The organism is Streptacidiphilus sp. PAMC 29251 (assembly GCF_054208735.2).
This window is the reverse complement of record NZ_CM135725.2, coordinates 7,692,965-7,719,047: the sequence shown is the minus strand read 5'-3', so window position 1 is coordinate 7,719,047 and position 26,083 is coordinate 7,692,965. Positions and strand designations below refer to the sequence as shown.

The 26,083-nt window shown below is 72.8% G+C and carries 23 protein-coding genes and 1 pseudogene; 8 read left to right on the top strand and 16 right to left on the bottom strand.

The features are described from left to right. Window positions 1-21: 21 nt before the first annotated feature. From ACXKR8_RS36500 to ACXKR8_RS36480, 5 genes and pseudogenes are all read right to left on the bottom strand, one after another. Complete coding sequence (locus ACXKR8_RS36500) at window positions 22-402, bottom strand: thioesterase II family protein (protein ID WP_462100762.1); 381 nt, start codon at window positions 400-402, stop codon at window positions 22-24. 71 nt (window positions 403-473) lie between these two features. Next, window positions 474-791, bottom strand: a pseudogene (locus ACXKR8_RS36495) (thioesterase II family protein); the annotation flags it as partial. Window positions 792-921: 130 nt separating this feature from the next. Beyond that, the gene (locus tag ACXKR8_RS36490) at window positions 922-1,752 is read right to left on the bottom strand and encodes an AfsR/SARP family transcriptional regulator (RefSeq protein WP_458268830.1); all 831 of its coding nucleotides are present in this window, start codon (window positions 1,750-1,752) and stop codon (window positions 922-924) included. Window positions 1,753-1,845: 93 nt separating this feature from the next. Beyond that, the gene (locus tag ACXKR8_RS36485) at window positions 1,846-3,585 is read right to left on the bottom strand and encodes a fatty acyl-AMP ligase (RefSeq protein WP_458268829.1); all 1,740 of its coding nucleotides are present in this window, start codon (window positions 3,583-3,585) and stop codon (window positions 1,846-1,848) included. 151 nt (window positions 3,586-3,736) lie between these two features. Next, complete coding sequence (locus ACXKR8_RS36480; protein WP_458268828.1) at window positions 3,737-4,033, bottom strand: DUF6059 family protein; 297 nt, start codon at window positions 4,031-4,033, stop codon at window positions 3,737-3,739. Window positions 4,034-4,208: 175 nt separating this feature from the next. Here ACXKR8_RS36480 and ACXKR8_RS36475 point away from each other — a divergent pair, with 175 nt between their 5' ends. Continuing rightward, window positions 4,209-5,426, top strand: a complete 1,218-nt coding sequence (locus ACXKR8_RS36475) for a cytochrome P450 (protein WP_458268827.1) — start codon at window positions 4,209-4,211, stop codon at window positions 5,424-5,426. On the opposite strand, the gene ACXKR8_RS36470 is transcribed toward ACXKR8_RS36475, so the two are convergent. Genes ACXKR8_RS36470 through ACXKR8_RS36455 form a run of 4 tightly spaced genes read right to left on the bottom strand, consistent with a single transcriptional unit; the run spans window position 5,416 to window position 8,831 of the window. Next, on the bottom strand, window positions 5,416-6,528 hold the full coding sequence (locus tag ACXKR8_RS36470) for an alpha/beta fold hydrolase (protein WP_458268826.1): 1,113 nt from the start codon (window positions 6,526-6,528) through the stop codon (window positions 5,416-5,418). The two genes, ACXKR8_RS36475 and ACXKR8_RS36470, sit on opposite strands and share 11 nt — an antisense overlap. Beyond that, window positions 6,525-7,748 (bottom strand): FAD-dependent monooxygenase, encoded by a 1,224-nt coding sequence (locus tag ACXKR8_RS36465; protein WP_458268825.1) that lies wholly within the window; start codon window positions 7,746-7,748, stop codon window positions 6,525-6,527. Before ACXKR8_RS36465 ends, ACXKR8_RS36470 begins: the two co-directional genes overlap by 4 nt. Beyond that, on the bottom strand, window positions 7,745-8,560 hold the full coding sequence (locus ACXKR8_RS36460; protein WP_458268824.1) for a 4'-phosphopantetheinyl transferase family protein: 816 nt from the start codon (window positions 8,558-8,560) through the stop codon (window positions 7,745-7,747). Before ACXKR8_RS36460 ends, ACXKR8_RS36465 begins: the two co-directional genes overlap by 4 nt. Continuing rightward, a complete protein-coding gene (locus tag ACXKR8_RS36455) occupies window positions 8,505-8,831 on the bottom strand; it encodes a 2-oxo acid dehydrogenase subunit E2 (protein WP_462099967.1) in 327 nt (108 codons plus the stop codon). Before ACXKR8_RS36455 ends, ACXKR8_RS36460 begins: the two co-directional genes overlap by 56 nt. A 7-nt stretch (window positions 8,832-8,838) precedes the next feature. Between ACXKR8_RS36455 and ACXKR8_RS36450 the strand changes: the two genes are divergently transcribed. Continuing rightward, window positions 8,839-9,255, top strand: a complete 417-nt coding sequence (locus ACXKR8_RS36450; protein WP_462099966.1) for a hypothetical protein — start codon at window positions 8,839-8,841, stop codon at window positions 9,253-9,255. A gap of 140 nt (window positions 9,256-9,395) precedes the next feature. Here the strand turns inward: ACXKR8_RS36450 and ACXKR8_RS36445 are convergent, their stop codons facing one another. Genes ACXKR8_RS36445 through ACXKR8_RS36415 form a run of 7 tightly spaced genes read right to left on the bottom strand, consistent with a single transcriptional unit; the run spans window position 9,396 to window position 19,225 of the window. Beyond that, on the bottom strand, window positions 9,396-9,674 hold the full coding sequence (locus ACXKR8_RS36445) for an acyl carrier protein (protein WP_458268822.1): 279 nt from the start codon (window positions 9,672-9,674) through the stop codon (window positions 9,396-9,398). Continuing rightward, window positions 9,671-10,669, bottom strand: a complete 999-nt coding sequence (locus tag ACXKR8_RS36440) for a 3-oxoacyl-ACP synthase (RefSeq protein WP_458268821.1) — start codon at window positions 10,667-10,669, stop codon at window positions 9,671-9,673. The genes ACXKR8_RS36445 and ACXKR8_RS36440 overlap by 4 nt, the downstream gene beginning before the upstream one ends. 14 nt (window positions 10,670-10,683) lie before the next feature. Next, window positions 10,684-13,599, bottom strand: a complete 2,916-nt coding sequence (locus tag ACXKR8_RS36435) for a type I polyketide synthase (RefSeq protein ID WP_458268820.1) — start codon at window positions 13,597-13,599, stop codon at window positions 10,684-10,686. Further along, entirely contained in the window at window positions 13,596-13,859 is a 264-nt protein-coding gene (locus ACXKR8_RS36430) for an acyl carrier protein (RefSeq protein WP_458268819.1), read from the bottom strand. The genes ACXKR8_RS36435 and ACXKR8_RS36430 overlap by 4 nt, the downstream gene beginning before the upstream one ends. A gap of 13 nt (window positions 13,860-13,872) precedes the next feature. After that, complete coding sequence (locus ACXKR8_RS36425) at window positions 13,873-15,627, bottom strand: acyl-CoA dehydrogenase family protein (protein WP_458268818.1); 1,755 nt, start codon at window positions 15,625-15,627, stop codon at window positions 13,873-13,875. Beyond that, a complete protein-coding gene (locus ACXKR8_RS36420; RefSeq protein WP_458268817.1) occupies window positions 15,621-17,432 on the bottom strand; it encodes an acyl-CoA dehydrogenase family protein in 1,812 nt (603 codons plus the stop codon). Before ACXKR8_RS36420 ends, ACXKR8_RS36425 begins: the two co-directional genes overlap by 7 nt. After that, complete coding sequence (locus tag ACXKR8_RS36415) at window positions 17,426-19,225, bottom strand: fatty acyl-AMP ligase (protein ID WP_458268816.1); 1,800 nt, start codon at window positions 19,223-19,225, stop codon at window positions 17,426-17,428. Before ACXKR8_RS36415 ends, ACXKR8_RS36420 begins: the two co-directional genes overlap by 7 nt. Before the next feature lie 193 nt (window positions 19,226-19,418). On the opposite strand from ACXKR8_RS36415, the gene ACXKR8_RS36410 reads away from it, so the two are divergent. The 6 genes from ACXKR8_RS36410 (at window position 19,419) to ACXKR8_RS36385 (ending at window position 26,040) form a co-directional block, all read left to right on the top strand. Next, window positions 19,419-20,048, top strand: a complete 630-nt coding sequence (locus ACXKR8_RS36410) for a PadR family transcriptional regulator (RefSeq protein WP_458268815.1) — start codon at window positions 19,419-19,421, stop codon at window positions 20,046-20,048. Window positions 20,049-20,292: 244 nt separating this feature from the next. Then, a complete protein-coding gene (locus tag ACXKR8_RS36405) occupies window positions 20,293-21,525 on the top strand; it encodes an FAD-dependent monooxygenase (protein WP_458268814.1) in 1,233 nt (410 codons plus the stop codon). A gap of 127 nt (window positions 21,526-21,652) precedes the next feature. Then, window positions 21,653-22,837, top strand: a complete 1,185-nt coding sequence (locus ACXKR8_RS36400) for a nucleotide disphospho-sugar-binding domain-containing protein (RefSeq protein WP_458268813.1) — start codon at window positions 21,653-21,655, stop codon at window positions 22,835-22,837. 119 nt (window positions 22,838-22,956) lie between these two features. Next, window positions 22,957-23,985 carry a hypothetical protein gene (locus ACXKR8_RS36395; RefSeq protein ID WP_458268812.1) on the top strand — a complete coding sequence of 343 codons (1,029 nt, stop codon included), beginning with the start codon at window positions 22,957-22,959 and terminating at the stop codon, window positions 23,983-23,985. Between the two features lie 20 nt (window positions 23,986-24,005). Beyond that, a complete protein-coding gene (locus ACXKR8_RS36390; RefSeq protein WP_458268811.1) occupies window positions 24,006-25,364 on the top strand; it encodes an FAD-dependent oxidoreductase in 1,359 nt (452 codons plus the stop codon). Further along, complete coding sequence (locus ACXKR8_RS36385; protein WP_458268810.1) at window positions 25,354-26,040, top strand: TenA family protein; 687 nt, start codon at window positions 25,354-25,356, stop codon at window positions 26,038-26,040. The genes ACXKR8_RS36390 and ACXKR8_RS36385 overlap by 11 nt, the downstream gene beginning before the upstream one ends. Window positions 26,041-26,083 lie beyond the last annotated feature (43 nt).

Here is a 26,083-nt window from a genome sequence, read left to right as displayed (position 1 = left end):
CGAGCTTCAGTAGCAGGGAAGTCAGGAGCGCGGAGCGAGCTGGAGGAGCTCACTCAGCTCGGCCGCGATCAGGTCGGGCAGCTCCGGGTCGCGTACGAAGAAGTGCCCGCCCGGGAGGGTCCGCAGCCGGAAGGACTGCGCTGCGTAGCGGGACCACTGCTCCACGTCGGCGACCGGGGCGATCCGGTCCTCGAATCCGGCGCAGGCGAGCAGGGGCGTGCTGAGCACGGCCCCCGCACCGGCGCGGAGGCTCCGCGCCAGCTGGAGGTCGTCGCGCAGGATGCCGAGCATGGTCCGGCGCCACTGCGGACGGCCGGCCAGTTCCGCCGGAGAACCGCCGCCCAGCTCCAGCAGGACCTGGACGTCGTGGTCCGACGACTCGGCCGGATCGAGCACCGGCATGACCCGGTGCGGGCGGAACAGGCCCCCAGCGCCAGCAGTTCGGGCGGTCGCCGGCCCCGGGCCTCGCGGGCGGCGGTGAAGGCATAGGCGACCAACGCCCCCAGGCTGTGCCCGTAGAGGGCGTAGGGCTCCTCGCACAGCGGGCCGAGCCTGTCCTCCAACTCCTCCAGCAGCCGCGCCGCCTGGACGATCCGGGGCTCGCGCAGCCGGGTCTCCCGGCCTGGTAGCCGTACCGGGACGACCCTCACGGCGCCCGGGGTCCCGTTCGGTGCGCCGTCGATCCGCCGCTGCCAGCGGGCGAAGGACAGCGCCCCCGCACCGGCATGGTGGAAGCACAGCAGCCGCAACGGGCCGGAAGGGCCCGGCTCCACGGCCAGATACCCGCTCATCCGTGCCTCCCAGTGCTCCCAGTACGACTCTGCCCGCATCCTCAAGATGACGGGATCGTCTACGGCGTTCCTGGAAGACCGCTCGACACACCCTGGAGAGTGATCGGGAAGGCCCCTGCGACCGGGCCTGCTACCTGGTGCCCGAGGGCTGTCTCGGCTGTCCTGCGGAGCCGTACGCCCGGAACGCGTTCACCGGATCGAGCGCCGGATCAGCCGTCAGGATCGCCTGGTGCAGCTGCTGCACCCGGCCCGAGGGCTCCAGGCCCAACTCGTCGACCAGGGAGGAGCGAAGCTGCCGGAACGCCTCCAGCGCCCGGCCGGAACGGCCGCAGCGGTGGAGTGCGAGCATGAACTGCGCATGGAAGTTCTCGTGCAGCGGGTACTGGGTGGTCAGACCGGCCAGCTCGCCGAGCACCTCGTGGTGGGACTGCAGGCACAGATCGGCGTCGATCCGCCGCTCCAGGGCCGCTATCCGGCTCTCGTGCAGCCGCATCGTCTCGACCTCCAGCAGGCGTCCCTGCGGGAGGTCGGCCAGCGCCGCTCCGCGCCACAGGGCCAGGGCCTCGCCCAGGAGTTCGGAGGCGCGCCGGGCGTCGGTCTCGAAGGCCGCGTACCCCAGGGCGACCAGCCGTTCGAAGCGCCGGGCGTCGACGTCGCAGGGCTCGACCGACAGCAGGTACCCGCTGTTCCGGGTGAGCAGAACGTCCTTGGCCGCGCGGGAGGAACCCTCCAGGGCGACGGTCAGCTTCCGTCGCAGCTGCAGGATGTACGTCTGGAGGGTGGTCGAAGCGCTCCGGGGGAGGTCGATCCCCCAGAGCTCCTCCATCATCGAGGCAGCAGTGACCATCCGGTCGGCGTTCAGGGCCAGCAGTGCCAGGATCTGCCGGGGCTTGCCCGCACTGGGCACGATGGAGGCACCCGCCTCGGAGGCCGTGAGCGGTCCCAGGAGCCTGACGTCCATGGTTCCATCCCCCCGGTCTCCTGCCCCTCCGTCGAGCAGGAGGAGTCATAGCTAGAGAGTGGCAGCGTGGGACTCCGCGGAACAGTGAGGAATTCACATAGGACGACTGATTTCGTCAGCGCCCGCCGCGGCCATCAGCAGCCCGACCTCGGGGTCGACGACCTGGTAGAGCAACTGGAGCCGGCCCGCGAGGAAGAGCCGGCGCATGGCTTCGCGCCGGAGCTTGCCGCTCGTGGTCCGGCGGACCGTGCCCGGCCGCACCAGGACCACGTTCCGCACCGCGAGTTCGAACTCCTGCGACAGGCAGTGCTGGACCGCCGCGACGAGCTCCGGCAGGTCGGCGTCGAACGTCGCGCCCGAACGGACCTCCTGGACCACCACCACCTGGTCGTGCTCGGACTCGACCGAGAAGATGGCGGAGGAGTTGAACAGCACGCTCACCTGCTGCACGGTCCGCTCGACGTCCTGGGGGTGAAGATTGCGGCCCGCCACGATCATCAGGTCCTTGGAGCGCCCGGTGACGAACAGTTCCCCGTCCGCCATGACGCCCAGGTCGCCGGTGCGCAGGAAGCCCGACTCCCCGCCGGAGGTGGCCGCGCGGAAGGTGCTCGCGGTGTCGCCGGGACGCTTCCAGTAGCCCTCGGCGACGCTGGGGCCGCGCACCCAGATCTCGCCCACCGATCCCGGCGGCAGCACCGCCTGGGTCTCCGCGGCGACGATGCGGACCTCCGTGCCCGGCACGGGTTCGCCGCTGCTGACCAGGGTGCGGCTGCGCGCTCCGGGAGCCGCCTCGACCAACCGCTGCTGCTCCAGTTCGCCGACGTCCGCGCTCAGGAGGCGCGGCGCTCCGCCGGGTCTGCCGGCGGACACCAGCAGGGTGGCCTCGGCCAGTCCGTAGCAGGGGCGCAGGGCATCGGGGGCGAACCCGGACGGGGCGAACTTCTCGGCGAAGGCCCGCAGCGTCTCCGCCCGCACCGGCTCCGAGCCGTCGACGGCGACCCGCCAACGGGACAGGTCCAGGCTGCGGATCTCCTTCTCGGAGACCCGCTGGAGACACAGCTCGTAGCCGAGGTTGGGGCCGCCGGCCACCGTCACGCCGTAGTCGTCGATCATCTGGAGCCACCGCAGCGGACGCCGGACGAACGAGGAGGATTCCATGATCACCCCGCAGCCGCCGAGCCACAGCGGATGCAGTAACTGGCCCACCAGGCCCATGTCATGGTAAAGCGGCAGCCATCCGCCGATCCGCGAGCGCGGCCCGGTGCCCAGCGCCTGCTGGATCATCCGCTGGTTCGCCATCAGGTTCCGGTGCGAGACCATGACGCCCCTGGGGTCCCCGGTGGATCCGGAGGTGTACTGGAGGAAGGCCAGGCCGTCGGGTTCGATGCGGGGCATCCGCCAGTCGTCCGGGTCCGCCAGCCCCGGCTTGTCGGCGGCCAGGCAGACCACCTCGCCGTGCCCCGCGGCGGACAGCATCTGGGACAAGGACGGGGCGTGCACCGAGTCGGTGAGCACCGTCTTCGCCGAGGAGTCGCGGACGACGCCCACCACCCGGTCGACCTGGTGCCGCGATCCCCCGGACGCCGGGACCGGCACGGGCACCGACCCGGCGTAGAGGCAGCCGAGGAAGGAGGCGGCGAACAGCCTCCCCCGCTCCTGGGCGACCAGCACCCGCTCGCCGACCGCACCGTGTTCGCGCAGCCACACCGCCAGGCGGCGGGCCTCGCGGTCCAGTTCGCCGTAGGTGACAGTGTCCGGTTCGGCCGTGCCCTGGGTCGGGTGGCGCGGGAAGAGCAGGGCGTCGTCGCCCGGTTGCTCCTGCGCACGTTGCACGAACAGCTGTGTGAAGTGCTCATGTTCGGCCAAGACTGCCCCCATGGTTGGCTTCCCTGCCACCGCCTGTCTCAACTGTCGCGACGGTAGGGGCTCAGTATGGGGACGCATCCTCGAACGGGCCTCGAACAACCACGGGCCGGTGGGCGAATCAGTCGACCGGGGTGACGGCGGTGTCCCGGTCCAACTGGCGCAACACCTCGCGTTCGAAGTCAGTGAGCAGCAGATCCGGACGGAGCCGCTCCGGGTGGCCCGGCTGCGGGCCGACCAGACCCTTCGCCGGCCGCTGCCTCGGCGGGAGCGGTCTGGGATACAGCCCTTCGGTGACCCCCATGGCCCCTACCGGGGGGAACGGGCACACGGGCGCGTAGAACTGGCCGTAGACAGCCAGTGCTCGAATGAGCGGGTAGACCAGGTACTTGGCGACGCCGTGGGTGAATCTGCGCATGGAAACCTCCCTGCAAGCCCGCGCCCTTTATGCGGGTCACGTTCCATGGTGGCGACGGCCGCTCAAGGCCGACTCCAGCGCCGGTCCAGGACGGCGGTCCCCGACGCACGGACGCTCGACACGGGATCGACGTGGGATCGACTGCTGTTCGAGCCGCCGGACGAACCCTTCCGGTATGTCGCCCTCCTCCGAAGGACCAGCAGCAGCAACAGCGGCACCCATCGCGCCCGCGCCGGAAGTCCCCGCGCCCGACGTCGTCTACCCTCCGGCCCGACCCAGCGCGACCGAGGTCCCGCCCCTCTACCGGACGCTTCGGGCCGGCTGCCCGGTGGCCAGGACCGTCCTGCCCAGCGGTGACCCCGGCTACCTGCTGAGCCGCTACCAGGACGTCCGCACGGTCCTCGGCGACCCCGCGTTCAGCCGGGCCGCGACCGTGCTCCCCGAAGCGCCCAAGCTCACCTCGATGCCCTTCGACGCGGGCGGCCTCTTCACCCTGGACCCGCCCGAGCACACCGGCCTGCGGGCGCTGGTCGCCAGGGAGTTCACCCCGCGCCGTACCGAGCAGCTGCGACCGCTGATCGCCGCCGCGGCGGACCGGCTCGTGGACGCGCTGATCGAGGCCGGCCCCGGCGCGGACCTGATCGCGGGCTATGCCTTCCCGCTGCCGGCCTTCGTGATCTGCGAACTGCTCGGCGTGCCCTTCGCCGACCGCGAGCGCTTCCAGGGCTGGTCCGACTCCCTGCTCTCACTGGACTCCCCCAGCCCCACCGCCAGGGGCGAACTGCTGGGCTACCTCGCCGCCCTGGTCTCGTCGAAGCGCAAGCAGCCCGGGGACGACCTGCTGAGCGCCCTGGCCGGGGCGGATCTCGACGAGCGCGAGCTGCTGACCATGGCGATGACCCTGCTGATCGCCGGGCACGAGACCACGGCAGGAATGATCGGCTCCTCGGTGCTGACGCTGCTGCTCAGGACCGGCGGCCTGTCCGCGCTGCCGGCGGACACGGCGGCCCTGGTGGAGGAACTGCTGCGCTACAACCCGCTGGGCGACGGCGGCCCACTGCGGGTGACCCTGCGCGACGTGGAGGTCGGCGGGACGCTGATCCCCCGCAACAGCGCGGTCGTCGCCGCCATCGGCTCCGCCAACCGGGACGAGCGGGTCTTCCCCGACGCCGACTCCTTCGACCCCGGCCGCGGCGGGCGGCCGCACCTGGCCTTCGGCCACGGGGTCCACTACTGCCTGGGCGCGTCCCTGGCCCGTGCCGAACTCGCCATCGCGGTCACGACCCTGGCCCGCAGGCTGCCCGGGCTGCGACTGCACGTGCCGGCGTCGGACCTGCGGACGCACAGCGGGCTGCTGGTGAACCGGCTGATCGAGCTGCCCGTCAGCTGGTGAAGCTGGTGACGTCCGTCGCCGCGACGACGGGCGTCCGCGCGACGTCCAGGGCCGCGCCCAGCAGCAGGGACCGGGTGCGGTCCAGGTGCGCGGGCGCGCCGTGGACGTCGTCGAAGACCGTGACCTCGCCGGGCACCCCGGCCCTGCGCAGGATGGCGGCCTCGCCGAGAGGGACGATCTCGTCCCTGAGACTGGCGACATAGTGCACCGGGATGCGCAGCCGCCGCAGCTCCTCGTCCGTCAGCCCCCAGCCGCGGACGTGGCCGAAGACGGCAGGCGGCACCACCTGGGCGGCACGGGCCAGGCACAGGACCGTGGTCAACGGGACCTGACGCTGCCATGAGCGGTCCTCGAAGAACTGCCGCAGCGGCGCGCCCACCGTCGCCACCCCGGCGATCCTGGGGTCGTTGAGGGCGCAGCGCAGCGCCAGGTGGCCGCCGAAGCTGAGTGCGACGGCGGCGGTGCGGGAGACGTCGGCGCGGTCGGCGAGCCGGTCGAGCAGGGCCGAGAGCATCCGCCAGCTGCGTAGGTCGTAGCGCAGGGTGTTCTCACCGACGCCCGGCAACTCGGTGACGGCGACGGCGAGGCCGAGGTCGTCCGCGAAGGCGAGCAGCGGCGCCCACTGCTCCTTGACGCTGACGATACCGCCCAGGACGACCAGCAGCGGGCGGGGCGGGGTGGCGTCGAGGCCGGCCGCCCAGGCGGTGAACCGGCCGTCGTCCATGGGCAGTTCCAGGCGCTCGATCCGGCCGGGCTGCTCGGCGCGCCAGCGGTCGAAGGCCTCGACGCAACGGTGCTGCGCGAGCGCCCTGGATCCGTCGCCGGGGTAGGGGAAGCGGCCGACGGCGTAGTGGCGGCAGGCGTCCAGGTGAAGTCCCTGGGCGGTGAGCCGGTCGCCCTCGGCGCTCCAGACCCGTCCCCAGGAGCCGGGGGACTCGCCCCAGGGGTGGGTGATCCGGTCCAGGACGGCGCGGGCCTGCTGCTCGGGGAGACCCTGGGCCTGGGCGTGCAGCAGGGCGAGTCCGGCGAGTTCCCGGAGTCCGGCGGCGCCGGTCGGATCGGCGGTCGCGCCGCCCGGGACGGGGGTGGGACGGGTCGTCATGTCTCCTCCTCGTGTGCGGCCTGCTGGTCGGCGAAGTAGGCGGGCTCCAGTACCCGGCGGCGCAGTGCGGCGCTGGCGTCCAGGGCGCGGTAGACAGTGCGGCGCAGCGCCGCGCCCGGCGGCGAGGACCAGGTGAAGATCCGCTCCTGCCGGGCCTGGAGGGCTCGGGACCGGGCGACCGGGGCCTGCCTGCGGCGCTGGTACGCGGCGAGTCCCGTGTCCAGCGCGGCCGGGGAGCCGTCGCGCAGGGCCGCGTCCACGAGCGGGGCGAGCGTGGCCGCGTCGGCCAGGGCATGGTGGACGCCCTGACCGAGGACCGGCGAGAGGGTGTGCGCCGCGTCGCCGAGCAGCACCAGGCCCGGCTGCCACCAGCGCGGCACGACCGTGCTGAAGATGTCCAGCAGCGCGGTGTCGGACCAGTCCCCGATGTGCTTCGCGGCGACTTCGGACAGTTCCGGGGCCAGCTCGTCCAGCCGGTCCAGCAACGCCTGGACGCCCTGGGCGCGCAGTTCCCGCAGGCCGCCCTTGGGGATGTTGAACCCCACCCGGACCGTGCCGCCGGAGTCGGGCAGCAGCAGTGCATGGCGGTCGCCCCGGATCCGCACCCGGTAGGCGGGCTCGTCCCACACCTGGGGCAGCCGCAGCCACAGCACGTCGCGTTGCAGCGGGGTCGCCACCGCGGCCAGGCCTGCCAGGCCGCGGACGGCGCTGCGCCGACCGTCGGCGGCGGCGGTGAGCCGGGACCGGACGACCAGGTCGCCGCCGGGGGTCGAGGCGCGGACCCCGGCGACCCGGCCGCTCGCGTCGCGCAGCAGGGCGGTCGCCGTCGCGTGCGGCAGCGGCAGGTATCCGGGGCAGGCCGAGGCGGCCTCGGCGAGGACGGCCAGCAGCCTGGGCTGCGGCAGCTCCAGCGGGTACCGGTGGGCATGGGGGAAGTCGGCGAAGTCCACGGAGAGGACGGTGCGCCCGGCGTCGGCGACCTCGAGCCTGCGCACCGTCAGTGCGTCGGCGCGCAGCGCGTCGAGCACGCCGAGGCGGTCGAGACGCCAGACACCGTCGGGCGAGAGCGACTCGCCCCGGAAGTCGCGCCGCGCGCCAGGAGCGCGCTCCAGCACCGCCGTCCGCAGCCCGCGCTCGACCAGGGCCAGCGCGAGCGCCATGCCGGCGGGGCCTGCGCCGACGACGCAGACGTCGGCCTCGATCGTGTCGGCGGCCCTCATCCCGGCCCTGCGCTTCCCAGGGAGATGAGGGTCTCCAGCAGGCCCTCGTCCAGCATGGTCCCGGCGCGGGTGTCGGCGGTGTCGCCGAAGCCCGCGTCGTAGTGCGCCCAGCTGACGGTGTAGAGGTCGTCGACCCGGCAGGAGCCCAGCTCCCACTCGTCGCCGGTGCCGGGCGTGCCGTCCGGGCGGAGCACTTGGAGCGGCCGGCCGGCCGGGCCGAAGCCGAACTCGTTGAAGCGGAAGCGCATCCCCTGGCCGATGGCCTTGCTGTAGGCCTCTTTGAGGGTCCACAGCCGCACCATCTCCTGGTTGCGCTCGTGCTCGGGCACCTGGGCGATCATGATCCGCTCGTACGGCGTGCAGACCTGGCGCTCGATGCCGGGGGTGAGCATCATCCGGTCGGAGAGCTCGGCGTCCACGCCGATCAGGCCGCGCCGGGTGGTGCCGACCAGCAGCAGCTCGTCCGTGTGGCTGAGGCTGATGTCGATCTGGTCGCAGCCGCGCACGTAGGGCCGCCCGCCGGGCCTGTAGGCCAGCTCCACCGTCTCCGGCGGAGCCTCGATGGCCTGCCCCGCGACCTGTTTGACCAGCAGCCGGGAGGCCGCGAACCGGGCCTTGACCTGGCGGTGCCGCATGCCCTGGTAGCGGGACCAGTCCTGACCGAGCATCCGCTCCAGCGAGGGGTCGTCGAGGTCGTCCGGCGCCCAGTCCTCCAGGCGCGCGTGGACCAGGGCGCTCCCGCGCTCGTTCAGCGCCTCAAGGTAGGACTGCCAGGGGCCCTCCGGGCCGGTCAACCGGATCGGCCGCCCCATCGCCGAAGGATCGTCGCGGGTCGTCCCATCCGCCGGGAAGAGCGGCATCGCATGCCTCCAGTAGCTGAACGAGTTCGTCGAGGACGTCCGCAGCCGCGGCTCCGTCGAGGACCCGGTGGTCGAAGGTCAGCCCGAGGCGCAGGACCGGCACGGTGGTGGTTCCCGCCGGTCCCGCGCACGGCGTCGGGGCGACCCGGCCCGCGGTCAGGGTGACCGCGGTGCCGCCGTACGACTGGAAGGTGTCCACCCGGCGGTGACCGAGGGAGCTCACCGAGACCGTGCCGAGCAGCGCGGACCTGCGTCCCGGCCGAGCCACGGCGGCACGGAACGCCAGCCGCCCCAGCGGCGGCGGCAGCCGGTCGAGCAGCCGCACCCCGGCCGCGCCGGGCAGTTTCCTCGACCGGCCCGTCCCGGTAGCGGTCGACCAGCGCCTGGATCGCGGCCAGGTCCAGCCGGTCGACGTCCCTGACCACAGCGGTGTGGACGACCCGGCCGTGCGGCGTGCCGCGGTCCAGGGCGAGCTTGGCGTGGACCCGGTCGAAGCGGACCGTGCGCGGCCACAGGCCGCCGACGGCGGTGGCATTGGCCTCCGGGTGCACGGCCAGCACCCGGCCTGCGGCGTACAGCAGGTAGCTGACGTGGGAGTAGCGCCTGCCCAGGTCCGCGGCTGCGACGCGGTGCTGCTCGACGCCTGACATGTCGACCTGTGCGCCCAGGTGGACCGGGAAGGCGCTGCCGGCCGCCCACTCCAGGAAGTAGCGGGTGTGCCGCCGTCCCCGGTCGGCGGCGGCGCTGTCCCCGCGTGCCGTGCCCCCGCCGGTCATGTCGCCGCCGGTCATGTCGCCGCCGCCAGGATCCCGATCTCCTCCAGGCTTGCCGCCGAGAGGAACTCAGCCACCGGCAGCGGTCGCCGGAGGGTCTCCTCCAGCACGCCGACCAGGCGCAGCAGCAGCAGGGAGTCCCAGCCGGGCAGCGCCTCCAGCGGCAGCCGGACCATGTCGGGCTGCCAGGCCAGGCCCAGCTCGGCGTTGAGCAGGGCGACGAGGGCCACCGGGTCGTCCACGGCTCCGGCGCCGGACCCGGGTTCGGCGCTTGGTGTCTGATACACCGTCATGATCCCTCCAGTGCAAGGCTTCCGACAATCCAATGACTGGATTCGACAGAGACGGCGAGAACCCTGTCGCCAGGGGCGAGCCGGGGCAGCAGCCGCTCCAGCTGGAGCAGCAGCAGCGCGTTGCCCGTGTTGCCGGTCTCGGCGACGCAGGAGACCTCCACGGCCCGGTCCGCGCCCAGTGCCTCGCGCAGCCCGGCGGTGATCTGCTCGGTCAACAGGCCGCCGAGCTGGGGCGGCAGCAGGTAGGCGAGGTCGCGGCCGGACCAGTCAAGCAGCCCGAGCAGTTCCTTGCCCTCCTGCCGGGCCAGTTCGGGCACCAGCTGCCGCACGGCCTGGTAGTCCTCGGTGACCGGCGGCCTGACGGAGTCCCGCTCGGCGGCCCCGTACCACTCCACGGACTGCCCGGGCGCCCGCCCGGGCAGCACCGGGCGGTGCCTGGCGGCCAGGCAGGCCGCCGATCCGGGCGCGGCCTCGGCGGAGACGACGGCCGCGCCCGCACCGTCGCCGAACAGGACGTAGTTGACCAGCTCCCGTGACGGCATCCGCCGGAAGTCGCGGTCGAGCGAGAAGTGCTTGGTCACGACGTCGCCGCCGAGGACGAGGCCGTGGCGGGCCCCGGTGGCCAGCAGGGCCTCGGCCAGGGCGAGGGCCTGGACGGTCCCCGAGCATCCCGACTGGATCTGCAGGACGGGGACCCCGGAAACGCCCAGCCGGTCAGCGACGACATTGGCAGTGGTGGGCATCAGCGCGTCGGGGGTGGCCGTGGCGAGCACCACGAAGTCCAGCTGCTTCGGGCCGAACCCGGCCGAGTCCAGCGCGCTGAGCGCCGCCGCGGTGCACAGGTCGGCCAGGTCGGCCGTGCCTGCGGCGAAGTGGCGGGTCCGAGTGCCGACGAAGCGGTCCACCCACTCCGCCGCGAGACCCAGCCGGGCCTGGAGCTCGACGTTGTCCACCGGCGCTCCGGGCAGCGCCCCGGCCGCCGACCGCAGCTGCATCCGGACCCCGGCCATCACGCCGCGACCGCGGTGAGCTGGGAGCTCAGGTAGCAGGCCAGGGTCTCCACGGTGATCAGACTGGACATCATCTCGGGGATGGAGAGCTCGCCCAACTGCGGGAAGCCCTCCTCCAGCAGGTACTTGAGCTGCATGAACATCACCGAGTCAAAGCCGAGGTCGTCGTAGAAGCGGTCGCCGAGGCCGACCTGCCCGACGTCGATCCGCAGGATGCCGGCGACGCCGTCCCGGACGCACTCCACCGGCGAGTCGTACCGGGGGACGACCGGGGACGCCGGGACCGGGTGCTCCGGCGCGGGCGGCGGCTCGTGCCACATCCGGACCGAGTCGTCGAAACGCTGCGTCGCCAGCGGAGTCAGCACCCGGTGGGCGGAAGCGTAGAACGTGTCCCATTCCACGGGCACGCCGCCGCGGTACAGCGCCGCCAGGGCCTCGGCGAGGGAGAACGCGCCCGACCCTTCGTCCCGGAACACGGCGCTGGCCGCGAGGCCGCCCGCCCCCGGGAACTGGGTGACCAGCCGGGTCAGCACGGGCTTGGGCCCCACCTCCAGCAGGTGGGTGACCCCGGCCTTGAGCATCGCCCGGGCGGCGTCGGCGAAACGCACCGTCCCGGTGATGTGGCTGCTCCAGTAGTCCACGTCGAAGCCGCCGTCCAGGACCCCGCCGGTCACCGTCGAGAACACCGGGATCCGGACGGGCGCGGACACGGTCCTCGGGACCCGGCTGCGGAATCCGTCCAGGGCCGGCTCCATCAGCACCGAGTGGAACCCGTGGGAGACCTTCAGGGCGGTCGCGGCCAACTGCCGTTCGTCCAGGTGCTCCCGGATCCGGGCGAGGCCGGCGCCGTCCCCGGAGAGCACGACGGCCAGGGGTCCGTTGACCGCCGCGAGCGAGACCAGCGGCTCGGCCGCGACCAGGTCCGCGACGTCCTCGGGGCGGGCCCGGACCGCGAGCATCCCGCCACCCCCGGGGAGCGCGTCCATCACCGTCGCGCGGACCGCGACCAACTCGGCGGCGTCCTCCAGGGCCAGCGCGCCCGAGGACACGGCCGCCGCGAACTCGCCGATGCTGTGGCCGAGGATGGCGTCCGGCCGGACCCCGAGCTCGGCGAGGGTCGCCGCGAGGGCGTACTCGACGGCGAAGACGGCCGGCTGGGTCCAACGGGTGCGGTGCACCTGCGGGTCGCGGTCCAGCAGCAGTGCGACCACGGAGCCGCCGAGGTGCGGCTCCAGGACGCGGGAGGCGGCGTCCAGGTGGTGACGGTAGCGCGGCGACTCCCGGTACAGCCGGGTCGTCATGCCCGGGTACTGAGAACCCTGCCCGGTGAACAGGAAGCCGATCAGGGGCGGCTCGTCGGGCGCGGCTCCGCCGGCCCCCGGGGCCGCGCCCGCCGCCCGAAGCGCGGCGACCAGCCCCGCGGTGTCGGCCGCGGGCAGCGCGATCCGGTACGGCAGCCCCCCGCGCACCCGGTTGCTGCTCCAGCACAGCGGGGCGACCGGCTCCCCGACCCGCCCCGCCAGCGCATCGGCCTGGGCGAGCAGGTTCCGTCTGAGCCCCTTCGCGTCGACCGAGGTGAGCGTGAACACCCCCGGTGCGGCAGCGTCGTCGGTGCTGCTTCGCTCATCGGTGCTGCTCCGCTCATCGGTGCCGTCCGCAGCACCCGCGTCACCGGACCGCGTCGGGGCGGTACCCAGCACGACGTGGACGTTGCTGCCGCCCATCCCGAAGCTGGACACCGACGCCAGCACCTCGGTGTCCCGGGGTAGCGTCAACGGGGCGTCCAGCAGCCGCAGCCCGTGGCCGCGCAGGTCCAGTGAGGGATGCTCGCCGCCCGAGGTCCGCACCGCGGGGACCACGCCGTGGCGCAGCGCCAGCACGACCTTGATCAGGCCCGCCATCCCGGCTGCTCCCTCGGCGTGGCCGATGTTGCCCTTGACCGAGCCGATCCGGCAGGCCGTCGCGCGGTCCCCGCCGTAGACGTCGCCCAGGGCCCGGGCCTCGATCAGGTCCCCGACCGGAGTTCCGGTGCCGTGCGCCTCGACCCAGCTGACCCGGCCCGGCGCGACGCCCGCCCGGCGGCAGGCCGCCAGCATGACGTCCCGCTGCGCCCGCCGGGAGGGGGCCATGATGCCGTTGCTGCGGCCGTCCTGGTTGACCGCGCTGCCGCGGATCACCGCGTGCACCGGGCTGCCGTCGCGCTGGGCGTCGGCCAGCCGCCGCAGCACCACCACGCCGACGCCCTCGGCCCTGCCGATGCCGTCGGCCCCGCCGCCGAAGGGCTTGCAGCGCCCGTCGGGGGCGGCCAGCCCGGCCTGGGCGTAGATCTGGTCCAGGACGTCCGACATCACCAGGTTGACGCCGCCGACGAGGGCCGTGTCGCACTCCCCGGCCAGCAGGGCGTTCACCGCCAGGTGCAACGCGACCAGGGCCGAGGAGCAGGCCGAGTCCACGGTGAGGCTGGGACCGCGCAGGTCGAACTGGTAGGAGAGCCGGTTGGCCAGCATGGACCGGCCCGCGCCCGTCCCGGTGCGCGGGGTGATCTCGGTGCTGCCGTCCAACTGGAGCCGCGACCAGTCGTCGGCCATCGCGCCCACGTAGACGCCGGTGTCGCTGCCGGCCAGCCGGAGCGGGTTGAGCCCGGCGTCCTCCAGCGCCCGCCAGGCGGTCTGGAGCAGCAGCCGCTGCTGGGGGTCCATCGTGGCGGCCTCGGCCCGGCTGATGCCGAAGAACGCGTGGTCGAAGGCGTCGGCGTCGGCCAGGAAGCCGCCGGGGGTGTCCCGGCCCGCGCCGCGCGACGGCGGGCGCTCGCCGATCGCGTCGCCGCCGTCGAGCAGCAGCCGCCAGAACTCCTCGGGGCCGGGCGCGCCGGGGAACCGGCAGTCGAGCCCGACGACGGCCACGCCTGCGTTCACGGGACGACTCCGTTCGTGATCTCCAGTGCGAGGAACCGGGCCAGCGACTCGACGGTGGGGTGGTCCCAGGCCACCGTCGGCTCCAGGTACATCCCGAAGGCGTCCTCGATGTCGCCGAAGAGGCTGAGCGCGGCGACCGAGTCCATGCCGTACTCGGCGAAGGGCGCGCTGAGGTCGATCTCCCCAGCCGGTCGCCGCACATAGCGGCTGACCCGGTCGATCAGCCAGTCGCGGAACTGCTGCTCCGTGGTGCCAGGCATCGCGTCTCCTCCTTCAACCCGCGAGCGGTGTGTCGTAAAGGTCGTAGCTCCGGACGCTACGGTGCCGCTCGAGGACTTCCTGGAGCATCCAGTCCACGTCGAACGCCGCTTCCTCGGGGAGTGCCCGGCCGAGCCGCCGGACGACACGGGTGAGTGCCGCCGCCAGCCAGCGCGGATCGGCGAGGAACGCCGAGGTGTCCTCCTGCCGGTCGAGCCAGACGTTGAGGCACGCCGAGCCCGCCAGCACCAGGGCGTAGCGGTCGGCCACGGCGTAGGCGTGCGGACTGGCCAGCGCGGTGCGGTCCTGCGGGCTCAGCGCCAGGGCCTCCTCCCGGCAGCGGTGCAGCTCGGCCACGAGGGTGCGGACCATGGCGCGCACCCCGGCCAGCTCGTCGCCGCGCCCCTCGGGCCCTTCGAGCCGCTCGGACCCGGAGAGCAGCGAGGCGACCAGGGCGTCCTGGTCGGCGGCCAGGGTCAGCCGCTCGGTGTCGAGCGGCGGCAGGTCCTCGTGCAGGCGGAACAGCGCGCGCGGGGCCGGCTCGCCCAGGGTCCACGAGCGCCGGGCGAGCCGGGGCAGCTGCGGGATGATGGTGGCCTGGCAGGCGGCGGTGCCGGCGTGGCCCAGGCTGGTCATCGGCAGGTCGCGGACGTGCTTCTGGAACACCCCGAAGTCGCCGTTGCGCACATAGAAGTTGGCTCCCAGCACGATCGACAGGTCGTAGGTCGTCTCCTGGAGCAGCTTGGGCACCAGATACTTGACGACGGCCGCGTAGACGCTGGTCTGCTCGGGCAGCAGGTGCACCGCGCGGGTCGCGACCAGGCACAGGCAGTCGCTCACCAGCAGGTCGGCGAAGGACGCGGCGATGGTCGAGCGGACATGCGGGATGGCCAGCAGCGAGCGCCCGTACAGTTCCCGCTGCACGGCGAAGCCGACGACGGTGCGCAGGGCCGTGTCGGCCCCGCCGAGCACCATGCCGGGCACCACGCTGCGGGTGATCTGGAAGGAGCGCAGCGCGATCTCCACGCCCTCGCCGGGCAGGCCGACCCGGGCGTCGCCGGGCAGCGGGCACTGGCGGAACTCGAATCCGCCGATCTCGCAGCCGCGCACCCCGACCGTGCGGTAGCGGGGCAGGTGGTCGAAGCGGTCGGCAGGCAGGGCCGAGGTGTCGACCAGCAGCACCGAGTGGCTGCGCGGTCCCGGCTCGGCCGTGGTGCGGCTGAACAGCACCAGGCCCTCGGCCCGCTCGGCGTTGTTGATGACCTCCTTGCGGCCGTCGAGCAGGTAGTCCGTGCCGTCCGGCAGCGCGGCGAACTCGTTCCTGACGAAGTCGTTGCCGTGGGCCAGCTCGTGGTAGGCGATGGCCAGCCGGCCGCCGTTCAGCAGCAGGTCGGCAGTCCACCGCCGCTGTGCCTCGTTCCCGGACGCCCAGACCGCGATCGCCGCGAGGAAGGAGGTCACGCCGTAGCCGAGGCCGAGCGACGGATCCCGGCGGAAGACCGACCGCAGCACTCTGGCCAGGTTGTCCACCCGGTCCAGTCGGCCGCCGAGTGCGCGCGGCACGAACTCCTCGTTGAGCCCGAACTCCGCGAGCGCCTGCTCGGCCTGCGGCAGCAGCTCACCGCGCTCGTCGGCGGCGAGCACGGCGGCATGTCCGAAGGGGTTCTGCGGGTCGTGCGGGTCGGCGAGCAGCTTCTCCAGAGCCGCGATCCTCGTCCGCACCCTGCGCTCGGCGGAGTCGGAGACCACGGGGTCCTCGTTCTTCAGCATGTCGGCTGTCCCTCTGCGATCGGGCAAGGCAGCAGGGAGAACAGAAGGCCCTCCCTGTACTGGGTCACGCACTGCTCGTACAGCCGCGCAGTCAGCAGGTCGCCGCGCTGCGGCACCGCCGGGCGGGTCCCCAGGTGGTGGAGCACCCGGGCCAGCGCGCCCTCCAGCCACAGGCCGTCCTGCCACAGCGCCCCGGTGGGACCGGCCTCGGCCGAGGCGCGGGTGTGCTCCCACAGGCCCAGCGCGGCGGCTCCGGCGAAACACAGGGCGTAGCAGCGAGCGTCCTCGAAGCTCTCCGGCGCGGCGTCCCCGACGGTCTCCATCCGGGTGGCGATCCGCCGGTGCAGCGCGTCCGCCTCGGCGAGCAGCTCGACGGCGCGGGCCGCCGCGCCGGACAGCGCCGGCTGGTGGACGGCCTCGGCGGTCAGCCGGTCCACCGCTGCCGGGAGCGTCCCCAGGATGCTGCTGCCGTAGCGGGAGAGCAGCGTGAGGCGGTGCGGTACGAAGTCCGGCAGCTTGCGTTTCAGGTCGAAGATGCCCGCCAGGTGCGGGCGGTGGTCCCCGGGGGCGAGGTAGTTGCGGGCGAGCGAACGGAACTGGGCCACCAGCGAGTAGAGGTTGACCATGGTGTTGCCGTCGAAGACGCCGACGATCCGGTGGTCGCGGGCGAGCTTCTGGAACCGACCGTGCTCGTAGTGGTCGGCGAGGAAGGAGCGCGCGCCGAGCAGCGATCCGAGCGCGGTCACGGTTCCGTCCACGAGCGTGGGCACCAGGTACTTGGCGACGGCGGAGGTCACGCTCAGTTCGCTGGGCAGGGCGTGGATGCTGCGGGTGGACACCGTGCTCAGCGCCTCGCAGAGCAGCAGGTCGGCATAGGCGTCGGCGAGGACGTGCCGCGTCAGCGGCAGGTCCGCCAGGCGGCGTCCGTAGAGCTCGCGCTCCGCCGTGAAGCCGACGACCAGCCGCAGGGCGTGGTCGGCCGCGCCCAGGGACAGCGCGGGGCACAGCGTGCGGGACAGCTGGAGGGCCTTGAGCAGCAGCTCAGCGCCGCCGCCCACGTCGCCGATGACGGCGTCGCGGCCGATCGGGGCGTCCTGGAGCACCACGCCGCTGATGTCCGCGCCACGGATGCCCACGGTCGACACCTTGGGCAGGCAGCGATAGGTACCGCTGGGGAGTGAGGCCTTGTCGATCAGGAACAGGGTGAAGCCGCGCGGCCCCCCGGTCGGCGAGGTACGGGTGAGCAGGCTCAGCAGCCGTCCCCGGCTGGCGTTGTTGATCAGCCACTTCTCGCCGTTCACCCGGTAGCCGTCGGCCGACTCGTCGGCGGTGAGCTCCCCGGCCATGATGTCGCTGCCGTGGGTGCGCTCGGTGAGCCCCAGGGCGACCTGGGCGCCGTCGCGAATCAGGCCGGCGAGCCGCAGCGCCGCCCCGTGGTTGCCCGAGGCCCAGACCGGGACCGCGCCGAGGAAGGTCTTGGCGTGCCCGATGGCGACGGTGAGGTCCCGCCGGGCGAGCATCCGGATGAGCTGCTGGAGGTCCTCCAGGCTGGCCAGCCGGCCGCCGAAGTGGGCGGGAACGTAGTACTCCGGCAGGCCCCAGGCGTTGAGGGCGGCGCAGATCTCCGCCGGGAACTCCTCCGCCGTGTCCAACAGCATGGACTTCTGGTAGGAGAACAGGGACGCAGGGTCGCACGGGTCGCCGAGCGCCTGGTCGAAGCGGGCGGCCAGTTCCCAGGAGGCGTGCCGCACACCGGGCCTCCTGCTCTCCGTCTCCGTCATCAGGGTTCGCTTCGTCGTCACCATGACGCCACTCCGCTTCCGATCAGCTTGCGCAGCTCAGGGTGCAGGACCTGGTGCATGGGCTCGATGGCGCCTTCGAGCAGCAGCCGCCGCATCTCGCCGCGCTGGAGCTTGCCGCTGGTGGTGCGGCGCACCGTTCCGGGGCGCACCAGGAGCACGTTCCCGGCGGGTACGTCGAACTCACGGAGGATGCAGCGCTGTGCCGTGGACGCCAGCGCGGGCAGGTCGATGCGGGAGCTCCCGGCCCGGCGCACCTCCTGCACAAGGACGACCTGCTCACGGCCGGTGTCGACGCCGAAGGCCGCGCCGATGCCGAAGCTCAGGTCGGCCCGGCGGACCGCGCCCTCGATGTCCTGGGGGTAGAGGTTGCGACCGGCCAGGATGACGATCTCCTTGAGCCGGCCGGTGACGTACAGCTCGCCGTCCCTGAACACGCCCAGGTCTCCGGTGCGGAAGTAGCCCGGGTCGCCGTCGGCGGTGGCGGCGCGGAAGGCGCGTCCGCTCTCGGCCGGACGGTTCCAGTAGCCCCGGCAGACGCTGTCGCCGCGCACCCAGATCTCGCCGACGATGCCCTCGGGCAGGACCCGGCGGCTGTCGGGGTGGACGATCCGCAGGTCGACGTTCTGTGGACGGCCGGAGCTGACCAGCGTCCTGGCTTCGCCCCCGCCCGCGGGGCCGTTCCCGGCCGCCGCGTCGCCCGCTGCGCCGGCCGTACCCGCCGCCGGGAGCAGGCGGTGCGCGGCCAGAGCGGCGCTGTCGGCGGTGAACTCGGTCGGAGGTCGGTCCGGGGCGCCGCCGGTGACCAGCAGCGTGGTCTCCGCCATGCCGTAGCACGGGTACATCGCCTCGCGCCGCAGGCCGACCTGGGCGAAGCGATCGGCGAAGCGACGCAGGGTGCGCGGGTTCACCGGTTCCGAGCCGTTGACCGCCGTCTCCCAGCGCGACAGGTCCAGGCCGTCGAGCTGCTCGTCGGTGACCCGCTCCACGCACTGCTCGTAGCCGAAGCTGGGGCCGCCGCCGGTGGTCACCCCGTACTCGCTGATCATCCGCAGCCAGGACACCGGCCTGCGGACGAAGCTCCCGGGGGTCATCATCACCCCGGTCGCGCCGAGCCACAGCGGGTGCAGCAGGTGGCCCACGAGGCCCATGTCGTGGTGGAAGGGCAGCCATCCGCCGATGACCGAGCCGCTGCCGGTGCGCATGGCCCCGGAGATCGCGGCCTGGTTGGCCAGCAGGTTGCGGTGGGCCACCATGACGCCCTTGGGCTCGCTGGTGGAGCCGGAGGTGTACTGGAGGAAGGCGAGATCGCGGGCGCTGGTGTCGGGCATCCGCCAGTCGCCGCCGCCGAGGTCGGGAAGCAGGTCGGTGGCGAGGCAGCGGGTCGTCCCCCGGCCCGCGTCCGCGAGCCGCCGGGTGATGTCGGCGACGTGGTCGGAGTCGGTGAGCACCAGCCGCACATCGGCGTCCCTGACGATGCCCATGCAGCGCTTCATGGCGGGCTGGCCGGCGTCCGCAGGGGGTGCGGGCACCGCGACGGCTCCGGCGTAGAGACATCCGGCGAAGCTCTCGACGAAGGCCCGGCCCTCGGACTGGAGCACCAGCACACGCTGCCCGACGCCGCCGTTCGCCTGGATCCAGGCCGCGATGTCGCGGGCGGCTCGATCGAGCCGCCGGTACGACACGGACTGCGGAACCTGGCCCTCGGGCGTCGGCCGGAGGAAGACGAGGGCGGTCCGATCACCGTGTTCAGCCGCTCGGGACAGCAGCACTTCGGTGAACGTGCTCGGTCTGGACACGGCCGGTTCCCTCCGTCAGGTCCGTCTGTGACTGGGGATCAGAGCCTGCGGCCGTGGGCTCGAAGCTCCCTCAAAGACCCGTCGACGGCCCGTCAAGGCCCGCGATCCACGTTGCATCCCGCATACTCGTCAACATATACTCGGCGACGAGCATACGTAAGCGAGGTGAGGATTCATGGCAAAGAGACGCAAGGTGGGCAACCTGCTCGGGCTCGCCGTGCTCGCGTCGGTCGTCCAGAGACCGATGCATCCGTATGAGATGGCCATGGTGCTCCGTGCCAGAGGCAAGGAGACGGACATGCCGATCAAGTGGGGGTCGTTCTACACGGTCGTGCAGAACCTGGAGAAGCACGGATACCTGGAGGCCGCAGGTAACGACCGGCAGGGAGGCCGCCCCGAACGGACCATCTACCGGATCACCGAGGCCGGTCGGGGCGAGCTCGAGGACTGGGTGCGCGAACTCGTCTCGACCCCGGAGACCGAGCACCCGCGCTTCGAGGCCGGCCTCTCGGTCCTGGGCGCTCTCGCGCCCAAGGAGGCAACCGAGTTGCTCCACCAGCGGGTGGTCCGCTTGGAGCAGGTGACCGCCGCGGCACGGCTGTCCCTCCAGGAGAACGGCCGCGAGGTGCCGAGATTGTTCTTGATCGAGGCGGAGTACGACCTGGCCGTCCGCGAGGCCGAACTGATATGGGTCCGTTCACTTCTGGACGAGTTGACGACCGGTTCGTTTCCCGGCCTCGATCAGTGGAACGCTTTCCATGAGACCGGAGAGGTTCCGCCCGAGCTGACCGCACTTGCCGAGAAAGGCAGTGCACAGGGTTGACCTCGAACACAGGCTCGAACGCAAGGTCGACCCAGTAGACAGAAGTGGCCCGAGGCAGTGCGGTAACACCGCCTCGGGCCACTGGCCCCCGACCGAGAACCGCGGAACGGAACCCAGCCACGAGGTGGCAACCGCAAGGGTAGCCGGGCTCCATCCCCACGGTCTCGTCCGGGCGAACAAAACTCAAAAAGCTTGCCGCCGTCGGTTGCGACCGGCACCGGCACGAGTTTCCGTGGGAGCAGACATGACTGACGTCAGGACAGCACTGGTCATCGGAGGCGGGATCGCAGGCCCGGTGGCCGCGATGGCCCTCCAGCGGGCCGGGATTTCGGCCCGGGTCTACGAGGCCTACGAGGGCAACTCGGCGGAGGGGACCGGTGGGATGATCAGCCTCGCCCCCAACGGCGTGAACGCGCTCGCCCCGATCGGCCTGGACGACACCGTCCGGGCGATGGGGATGCCGACCTCGTCCATCGTCCTGCACAGCTGGAACGGCAAGCGGCTGGCCGAGTTCGGCTCGCTGCCGGGAATGCCGCCCTCCGCGGGGGTGTGGCGCGACGAGATGTTCCGGATGCTCGCGGACACCGCGGTCAGCCGAGGCATCGGGGTCGAGCACGGCAAGCGGCTGGTCACGGCGGAGGACAGCGGCGACGGGGTCACCGCCCACTTCTCGGACGGCTCCTGGGCCACCGCCGACATCCTGATCGGCGCCGACGGCATCCGGTCCACTGTCCGGCCGCTGATCGACCCGGGCGCGCCGAAGCCCCACTACACCGGCCTGCTCGGCTTCGGCGGACGTCCGACGTCGCCCACCCGCACCGGGCTCGACCCCACCGGCGGCACCCTGCACATGTTCTTCGGCAAGCGGGCCTTCTTCGCCTACCAGGTGTTCGACGACGGGCGGATCGGCTGGTTCGCCAACCTGCCGCGCACGGAGCCGCTGAACACCTCCCAGGCCCGGGCCGTGGACCCGCAGGAGTGGCTGCGGGTCCTGCGGGAGGCCTTCGCGGAGGACCGCACCCCGGCCGCGCGCATCCTGGCCGAGGCCGTTCCGGCCGACCTGATCGTGGTGGGCGCGCAGGAGGACCTGCCCAACGTGCCCACCTGGAGCCGTGGCCGGATGGTGCTGATCGGCGACGCCGCGCACGCCACCTCGCCCAGCTCCGGCCAGGGTGCCTCGCTCGCCATCGAGAGCGCCGTGCAACTGGCGCGATGCCTGCGCGACCTGCCCGCCGCCCAGGCCTTCTCGACCTACGAGGCCCTCCGCAGGCCCAGGGTCGAGCGGATCATCGCGATGGCCGCGCGCACCAACAGCAACAAGGCCGCGGGACCGGTCGCGCGGGTGGTCCGCGACCTGGTGATGCCGGTCGCCATGAAGCTGGTCAAGCCCGAGAAGTCGGCGTGGCAGTTCGAGTACCGCATCGACTGGGACACCCCGGTCAGAGATGCCGGCCACCCCACCTTCGCCGGCTCCTAGGGGACGGGTCCCGGTAGACCGCGGCCGGATCGCGCACCACGCCGTACGCGACCCGGCCAGCCGCCGACCCCGGGCAGCTCCAGAGAGGCTGGAGCGGAGCCCCAGCGGGGACTGCTGCGATGACGGGATGCGTATCCTCTTCACGGCCTGGGCCTGGCCGTCGCACCTGTACGCCATGGTCCCGCTCGCCTGGGCCTGCCGGGCCGCAGGCCATGACGTACTCATGGCGAGCCAACCCGCGCTCGCCGGGACGATGTCGCGCACCGGCCTGCCCTCCACGCGGATCGGCCGCGACGTGGACGCCGAGGCGGTGTTCCGCGACATCGTGACGGGCAGACCCGCCGATCCAGTCAACCCCGCAGGGCAGCCGGGGACGCAACGGTCCGGGGGCGGCGGCCCGCGGGTCCTCAACCTGCTGGTCGACCTCGCCGACGCCATGGTCGACGACCTCGTGGAGCTGGGCTCGAGCTGGCAGCCCGACCTCGTGGTGTTCGAACCCACCGCCTTCGCCGGGCCGCTGGCGGCGGCCCGGCTCGGCGTCCCGGCCGTGCGCCACCTGTACGGGACCGACCTGATGAGCGTCGTCGGCGGGTTCCTCCCCAGCGCGCTGGCGCCGCTGGCCGAGCGGCTGGGACTGGGCGGCGTCGACCCCTTCGGGACGGCGACGGTGGACCCGTGCCCGGCCGGGCTCCAGGTCCCGGTCGGCTCCCGGCGGCTGCCCATGCGCTACGTGCCGCACAACGGCCCCGGTGTCGCGCCCCGGCGGCTGCCGCAGCGGTCCGGCCGCCCGCTGGTCTGCGTCACCTGGGGCACCACGATGAGCAGGCTGGACAGCGACCTCTTCCTCGCCGGGGATGTGGCCAGGGCGATCAGCGACGTGGACGCGGACGTCCTGCTCGCGGTCACCGGCGAACAGCGCGCCCTCCTCGGCGCGCTGCCGTCCCGGACCCAGGTCGCCGAATCCGTGCCGCTGCACCTGCTGCTGCCGCACTGCGACGCCGTCGTCGCCCACGGCGGCGCGGGCAGCCTGCTGACCGCCGTGAGCCACGGCCTGCCGCAACTGCTCCTGCCGCGCCTCCCCGACCATGTGCGCCATGCGGGGCGGATCGTCGAGGCGGGCGCGGGAACGGTGGTGCCGGCCCCGGTTCAGGAGGCGCGGCTGATCCGCGACGGGCTCGGCACACTGCTGGCAACGCACAGCTACCGGGAGTCCGCCGAGCGGCTGCGGGACGAGATGCGCAGCCAGCCCGCGCCGGCCCGGGTCGTGGCCGAGCTGGAGGACATCGGAGCAGGCGTCCCGGTCCCGTCCTGACCCGGTCCGGTGACGCGGGGCCGGGTGTCGAGTCCGGCTCGAGCCCGCTCCGATGTCCCGGTGCAAGTCTCGCGCGACAGGCCCCGGGCAGCGGGCAACCGCCACGTAGGGAGCAACACATGGCCATCGCCAACTCCGACCACGAGTCCCTTGCGCTCCAGCACCGTGGCGGAGTGCTGCTGGAGCGGTACGACATCGATCTGCACCTCCATCCCAGTCTCGGCTTCGCCCTCGCCCGAAACCACCGCTCGGCCATCGTGAACACCGACAACGAGGGCTTCCGCCACTCCGACTCGCCGTTCGGCACTGTCGACACCAGCTCCTGGCTCGCCGACGGCGGCGGCCTGGTGCTGGGCAACTCCACGTCCTTCGGCCTCGCGGCGGACAGCGACGGCGGGACCACCGCGTCGCACCTGGCCGCCCTGACCGGAGTCAGGCAGCTCAACCTCGGCGTCGTCGCGGGCAACTCGCTCCAGGAACTCGTCGCCGCGCTGCCCTTCCTGCACGCGGCGTCCACGGTCGTGGTCTTCTCCGGCGCGAGCGACTACTGGACCATGATGGCCACCCGGACGCCTGACGGGATATTCGGGCCGGTCTTCTTCGAGGGCACCTTCGCCTCGCTCTCCCGGGTCCCGATGTTCCAGCTCGCCGCGTTCCTGGCGGGCGCACCGCTGCCCGAGCGCCGGAGCGACGAGGCCGAGGCGGCTCCGCCCGCGCCGGACTTCGCCGACGCGGAGCACCGCGTCCAGACGGCCGCACGGCAGCAGCTCCGGCACCTCGCCGCGCTGACCCGGCTGGTCGCGCCGGGAACCCCCCTCCTGTTCGCCCTCCAGCCGTTCGCCACGCCGCGCACCCGTGACATCGACCCCGAGGAGCAGGCGCACTTCGACTTCGAGGAGCCGATCTTCGGCCGCAAGGAGAACAGCGTCTACGAGGAGTACTGGGACCTGTTCGCCGTCCTCGTCCGCGAGGGGTGCGCGGAGCTCGGTGTCCCCTTCGTCAACCTCAGCGCGGACCGGTTCACCGGCTACTGCTTCGGAGACCAGTTCCACCTCAACGACGAAGGCGGCCGGCAGGCCGCGCGGATGATCCACCAGGAGCTCCTCGAACTGCCGGCGCCCGACCGGGGCACGGCAGCCACCGCTTGATCCAGGAGTCAGGAGTCCCCATGTCGGCGTCCACGGCCGATCTGCATGTCGTCATCATCGGCGCCGGGACCGGCGGACTGTGTCTGGCGCACGGTCTCCGACGCGCCGGCATCAGCGTCGCGGTCTACGAGCGGGACCCCACCCGGGCCGACGGCCTGCACGGCTACCGCGTCGGGATCAACCCGGACGGCAGCCGCGCGCTCAAGGCGTCGCTTCCGCCCGAGCTGTACGAGACCTTCGTGGCGACCTGCGCACGGGCTCCCGAGTATGTGAACTTCCTGACCGAGAAGCGGGCCGAACTGCTGTCCCTGGACGGCTTCACCTCGGACGACCCCGACCCGGTCAACAGCGAGAAGTCGGTGTCGCGGATGACGCTGCGCCAGGTGCTGCTGACCGGGGTGGAGGACGTCGTCCACTTCGGCAAGGTCTTCGAGCGGTACGAGAACAACCCCGACGGGACCGTCACCGCGTGCTTCGAGGACGGCAGTTCGGCGTCCGGCACCGTGCTGGTGGCGGCGGACGGCAGCAACTCCCGGGTGCGCCGCCAGTACCTGCCGCAGGCGGTGCTGGAGGAGTGCGGACCGATCGGGATCACCGGGAAGGTCCCGCTCACCGAGGAGACCCGGGAGCTGCTGACACCGAAGATGAGCCGGGGCATCTCCATGGTGTACGCGCCCAAGGGACACTTCTGCATCTACCACGTCATGGAGTTCCCCTGGGACGCGGACGGTGCGCCCAAGCAGGGCATCGGCTCCACCGACGCGGAACTGCTCGGCCGCTGGCCCGGGCTGACCTTCGACAACTCCCGGGACTACGTGGACTGGGGTCTCGTCGTCCAGTCGAAGCGCCTTCCCGCCGACGTCCTCGAGCTGAAGGGGCCCGATCTGCACCGGCTCGTGGGCGAGCACACCACGACCTGGCATCCGGACCTGCGCCGGCTGTTCGCCCTGGCCGATCCCGACAGCTGCTTCACCATCAACATCCGCACCTCGGTGCCGATCCCGCAGTGGCGGACGACCCCGGTCACCCTGCTCGGCGACGCCATCCACACCATGACGCCGGGCCGGGGCGTCGGCGCCAACACCGCGCTGCGCGACGCCGCGCTGCTCTGCCGCGAGCTGACCGCCGCCCGGGACGGGGAGCTTCCGCTGCTCGAGGCGATCCGCGCCTACGAGACCCGGATGATCGCGTACGGGTTCGACGCCGTCGTCAAGTCCCGCCGGTCGGGCGGCAGCACCGGCCCGGACGCGCCGCTCGTCGGCCGCCCGCTGCTGGGCGCGCTGCGCGCCCTGATGCGCCTGGTCAACCACCTGCCGCCGGTGAAGCGGCGGATGGCCGAAGCCCAGCGCGCCTACCGGGGACACGATCGTGAGGACTGAGGAGGACGCACCGATGCCGCTGCACGAGGAACTGGCCGCGATCCAGGAGCCGGTGCTCAGGAAGGTCCTGGACCACCCCTTCTGGTCCGGTCTGCGGGACGGCTCGCTCCCGGGCGAGGCGCTCGCCAGATTCGTCCGGCAGGACACCGGGTTCCTGCTGCCCGCCTACGCGCGGGCGCTGGCCCGCTGCGCGGCGGCGGCCCCCGACGACGCCGACGCCCACCTGTTCGGGCAGTCGGTCGTCGGCACCCTGGAGGCCAAAGAAGGACTGCTCGACTCCTACGCCGCGCTGGCGGAGCAGCTCGCCCTGCCCGAGCTGGACGAACAGAGCCCCGTCCTTCCGGCCGCGCACGCCCACAGCTCCTTCTTCACGGCCGCGAGCGCCGGGTCGTTCCACGCCGGGGTGGGCGCGCTGCTGCCCATGGTCTGGTTCAACTCGGCGGTGTCCGACGACCTTCGGGACCGCGCCGTACCCGGCTCGCGCTACCTGCCGTGGATCAGCGCGTACCACCCGGGCGAGGGGTACCAGTACGCCGTGCGGGCCTTCCTCGCCATGGTCGACCGGGTCGGCGAGAGCAGCTCGCCCCGGCAGCGGGAGCTGCTCGTCGAACACTTCTCACTCGGCATCAGGCACGAGTGGGCGTTCGCCGAATGCTGCGCGGACCACCCCACATGACCGGTCCGCCACGGCGGACGACCACCGCAGCCCATGAGAAAGG

Excerpts from the sequence above, each read along its gene's own strand:
- ACXKR8_RS36500 (WP_462100762.1), bottom strand. The coding sequence starts at position 402 with ATGCCGGTGCTCGATCCGGCCGAGTCGTCGGACCACGACGTCCAGGTC.
- ACXKR8_RS36490 (WP_458268830.1), bottom strand. The coding sequence starts at position 1,752 with ATGGACGTCAGGCTCCTGGGACCGCTCACGGCCTCCGAGGCGGGTGCC.
- ACXKR8_RS36480 (WP_458268828.1), bottom strand. The coding sequence starts at position 4,033 with ATGCGCAGATTCACCCACGGCGTCGCCAAGTACCTGGTCTACCCGCTC.
- ACXKR8_RS36475 (WP_458268827.1), top strand. The coding sequence starts at position 4,209 with ATGTCGCCCTCCTCCGAAGGACCAGCAGCAGCAACAGCGGCACCCATC.
- ACXKR8_RS36470 (WP_458268826.1), bottom strand. The coding sequence starts at position 6,528 with ATGACGACCCGTCCCACCCCCGTCCCGGGCGGCGCGACCGCCGATCCG.
- ACXKR8_RS36465 (WP_458268825.1), bottom strand. The coding sequence starts at position 7,748 with ATGAGGGCCGCCGACACGATCGAGGCCGACGTCTGCGTCGTCGGCGCA.
- ACXKR8_RS36460 (WP_458268824.1), bottom strand. The coding sequence starts at position 8,560 with ATGGGGCGGCCGATCCGGTTGACCGGCCCGGAGGGCCCCTGGCAGTCC.
- ACXKR8_RS36445 (WP_458268822.1), bottom strand. The coding sequence starts at position 9,674 with ATGACGGTGTATCAGACACCAAGCGCCGAACCCGGGTCCGGCGCCGGA.
- ACXKR8_RS36440 (WP_458268821.1), bottom strand. The coding sequence starts at position 10,669 with ATGCAGCTGCGGTCGGCGGCCGGGGCGCTGCCCGGAGCGCCGGTGGAC.
- ACXKR8_RS36430 (WP_458268819.1), bottom strand. The coding sequence starts at position 13,859 with ATGCCTGGCACCACGGAGCAGCAGTTCCGCGACTGGCTGATCGACCGG.
- ACXKR8_RS36425 (WP_458268818.1), bottom strand. The coding sequence starts at position 15,627 with ATGCTGAAGAACGAGGACCCCGTGGTCTCCGACTCCGCCGAGCGCAGG.
- ACXKR8_RS36420 (WP_458268817.1), bottom strand. The coding sequence starts at position 17,432 with ATGGTGACGACGAAGCGAACCCTGATGACGGAGACGGAGAGCAGGAGG.
- ACXKR8_RS36405 (WP_458268814.1), top strand. The coding sequence starts at position 20,293 with ATGACTGACGTCAGGACAGCACTGGTCATCGGAGGCGGGATCGCAGGC.
- ACXKR8_RS36400 (WP_458268813.1), top strand. The coding sequence starts at position 21,653 with ATGCGTATCCTCTTCACGGCCTGGGCCTGGCCGTCGCACCTGTACGCC.
- ACXKR8_RS36395 (WP_458268812.1), top strand. The coding sequence starts at position 22,957 with ATGGCCATCGCCAACTCCGACCACGAGTCCCTTGCGCTCCAGCACCGT.
- ACXKR8_RS36390 (WP_458268811.1), top strand. The coding sequence starts at position 24,006 with ATGTCGGCGTCCACGGCCGATCTGCATGTCGTCATCATCGGCGCCGGG.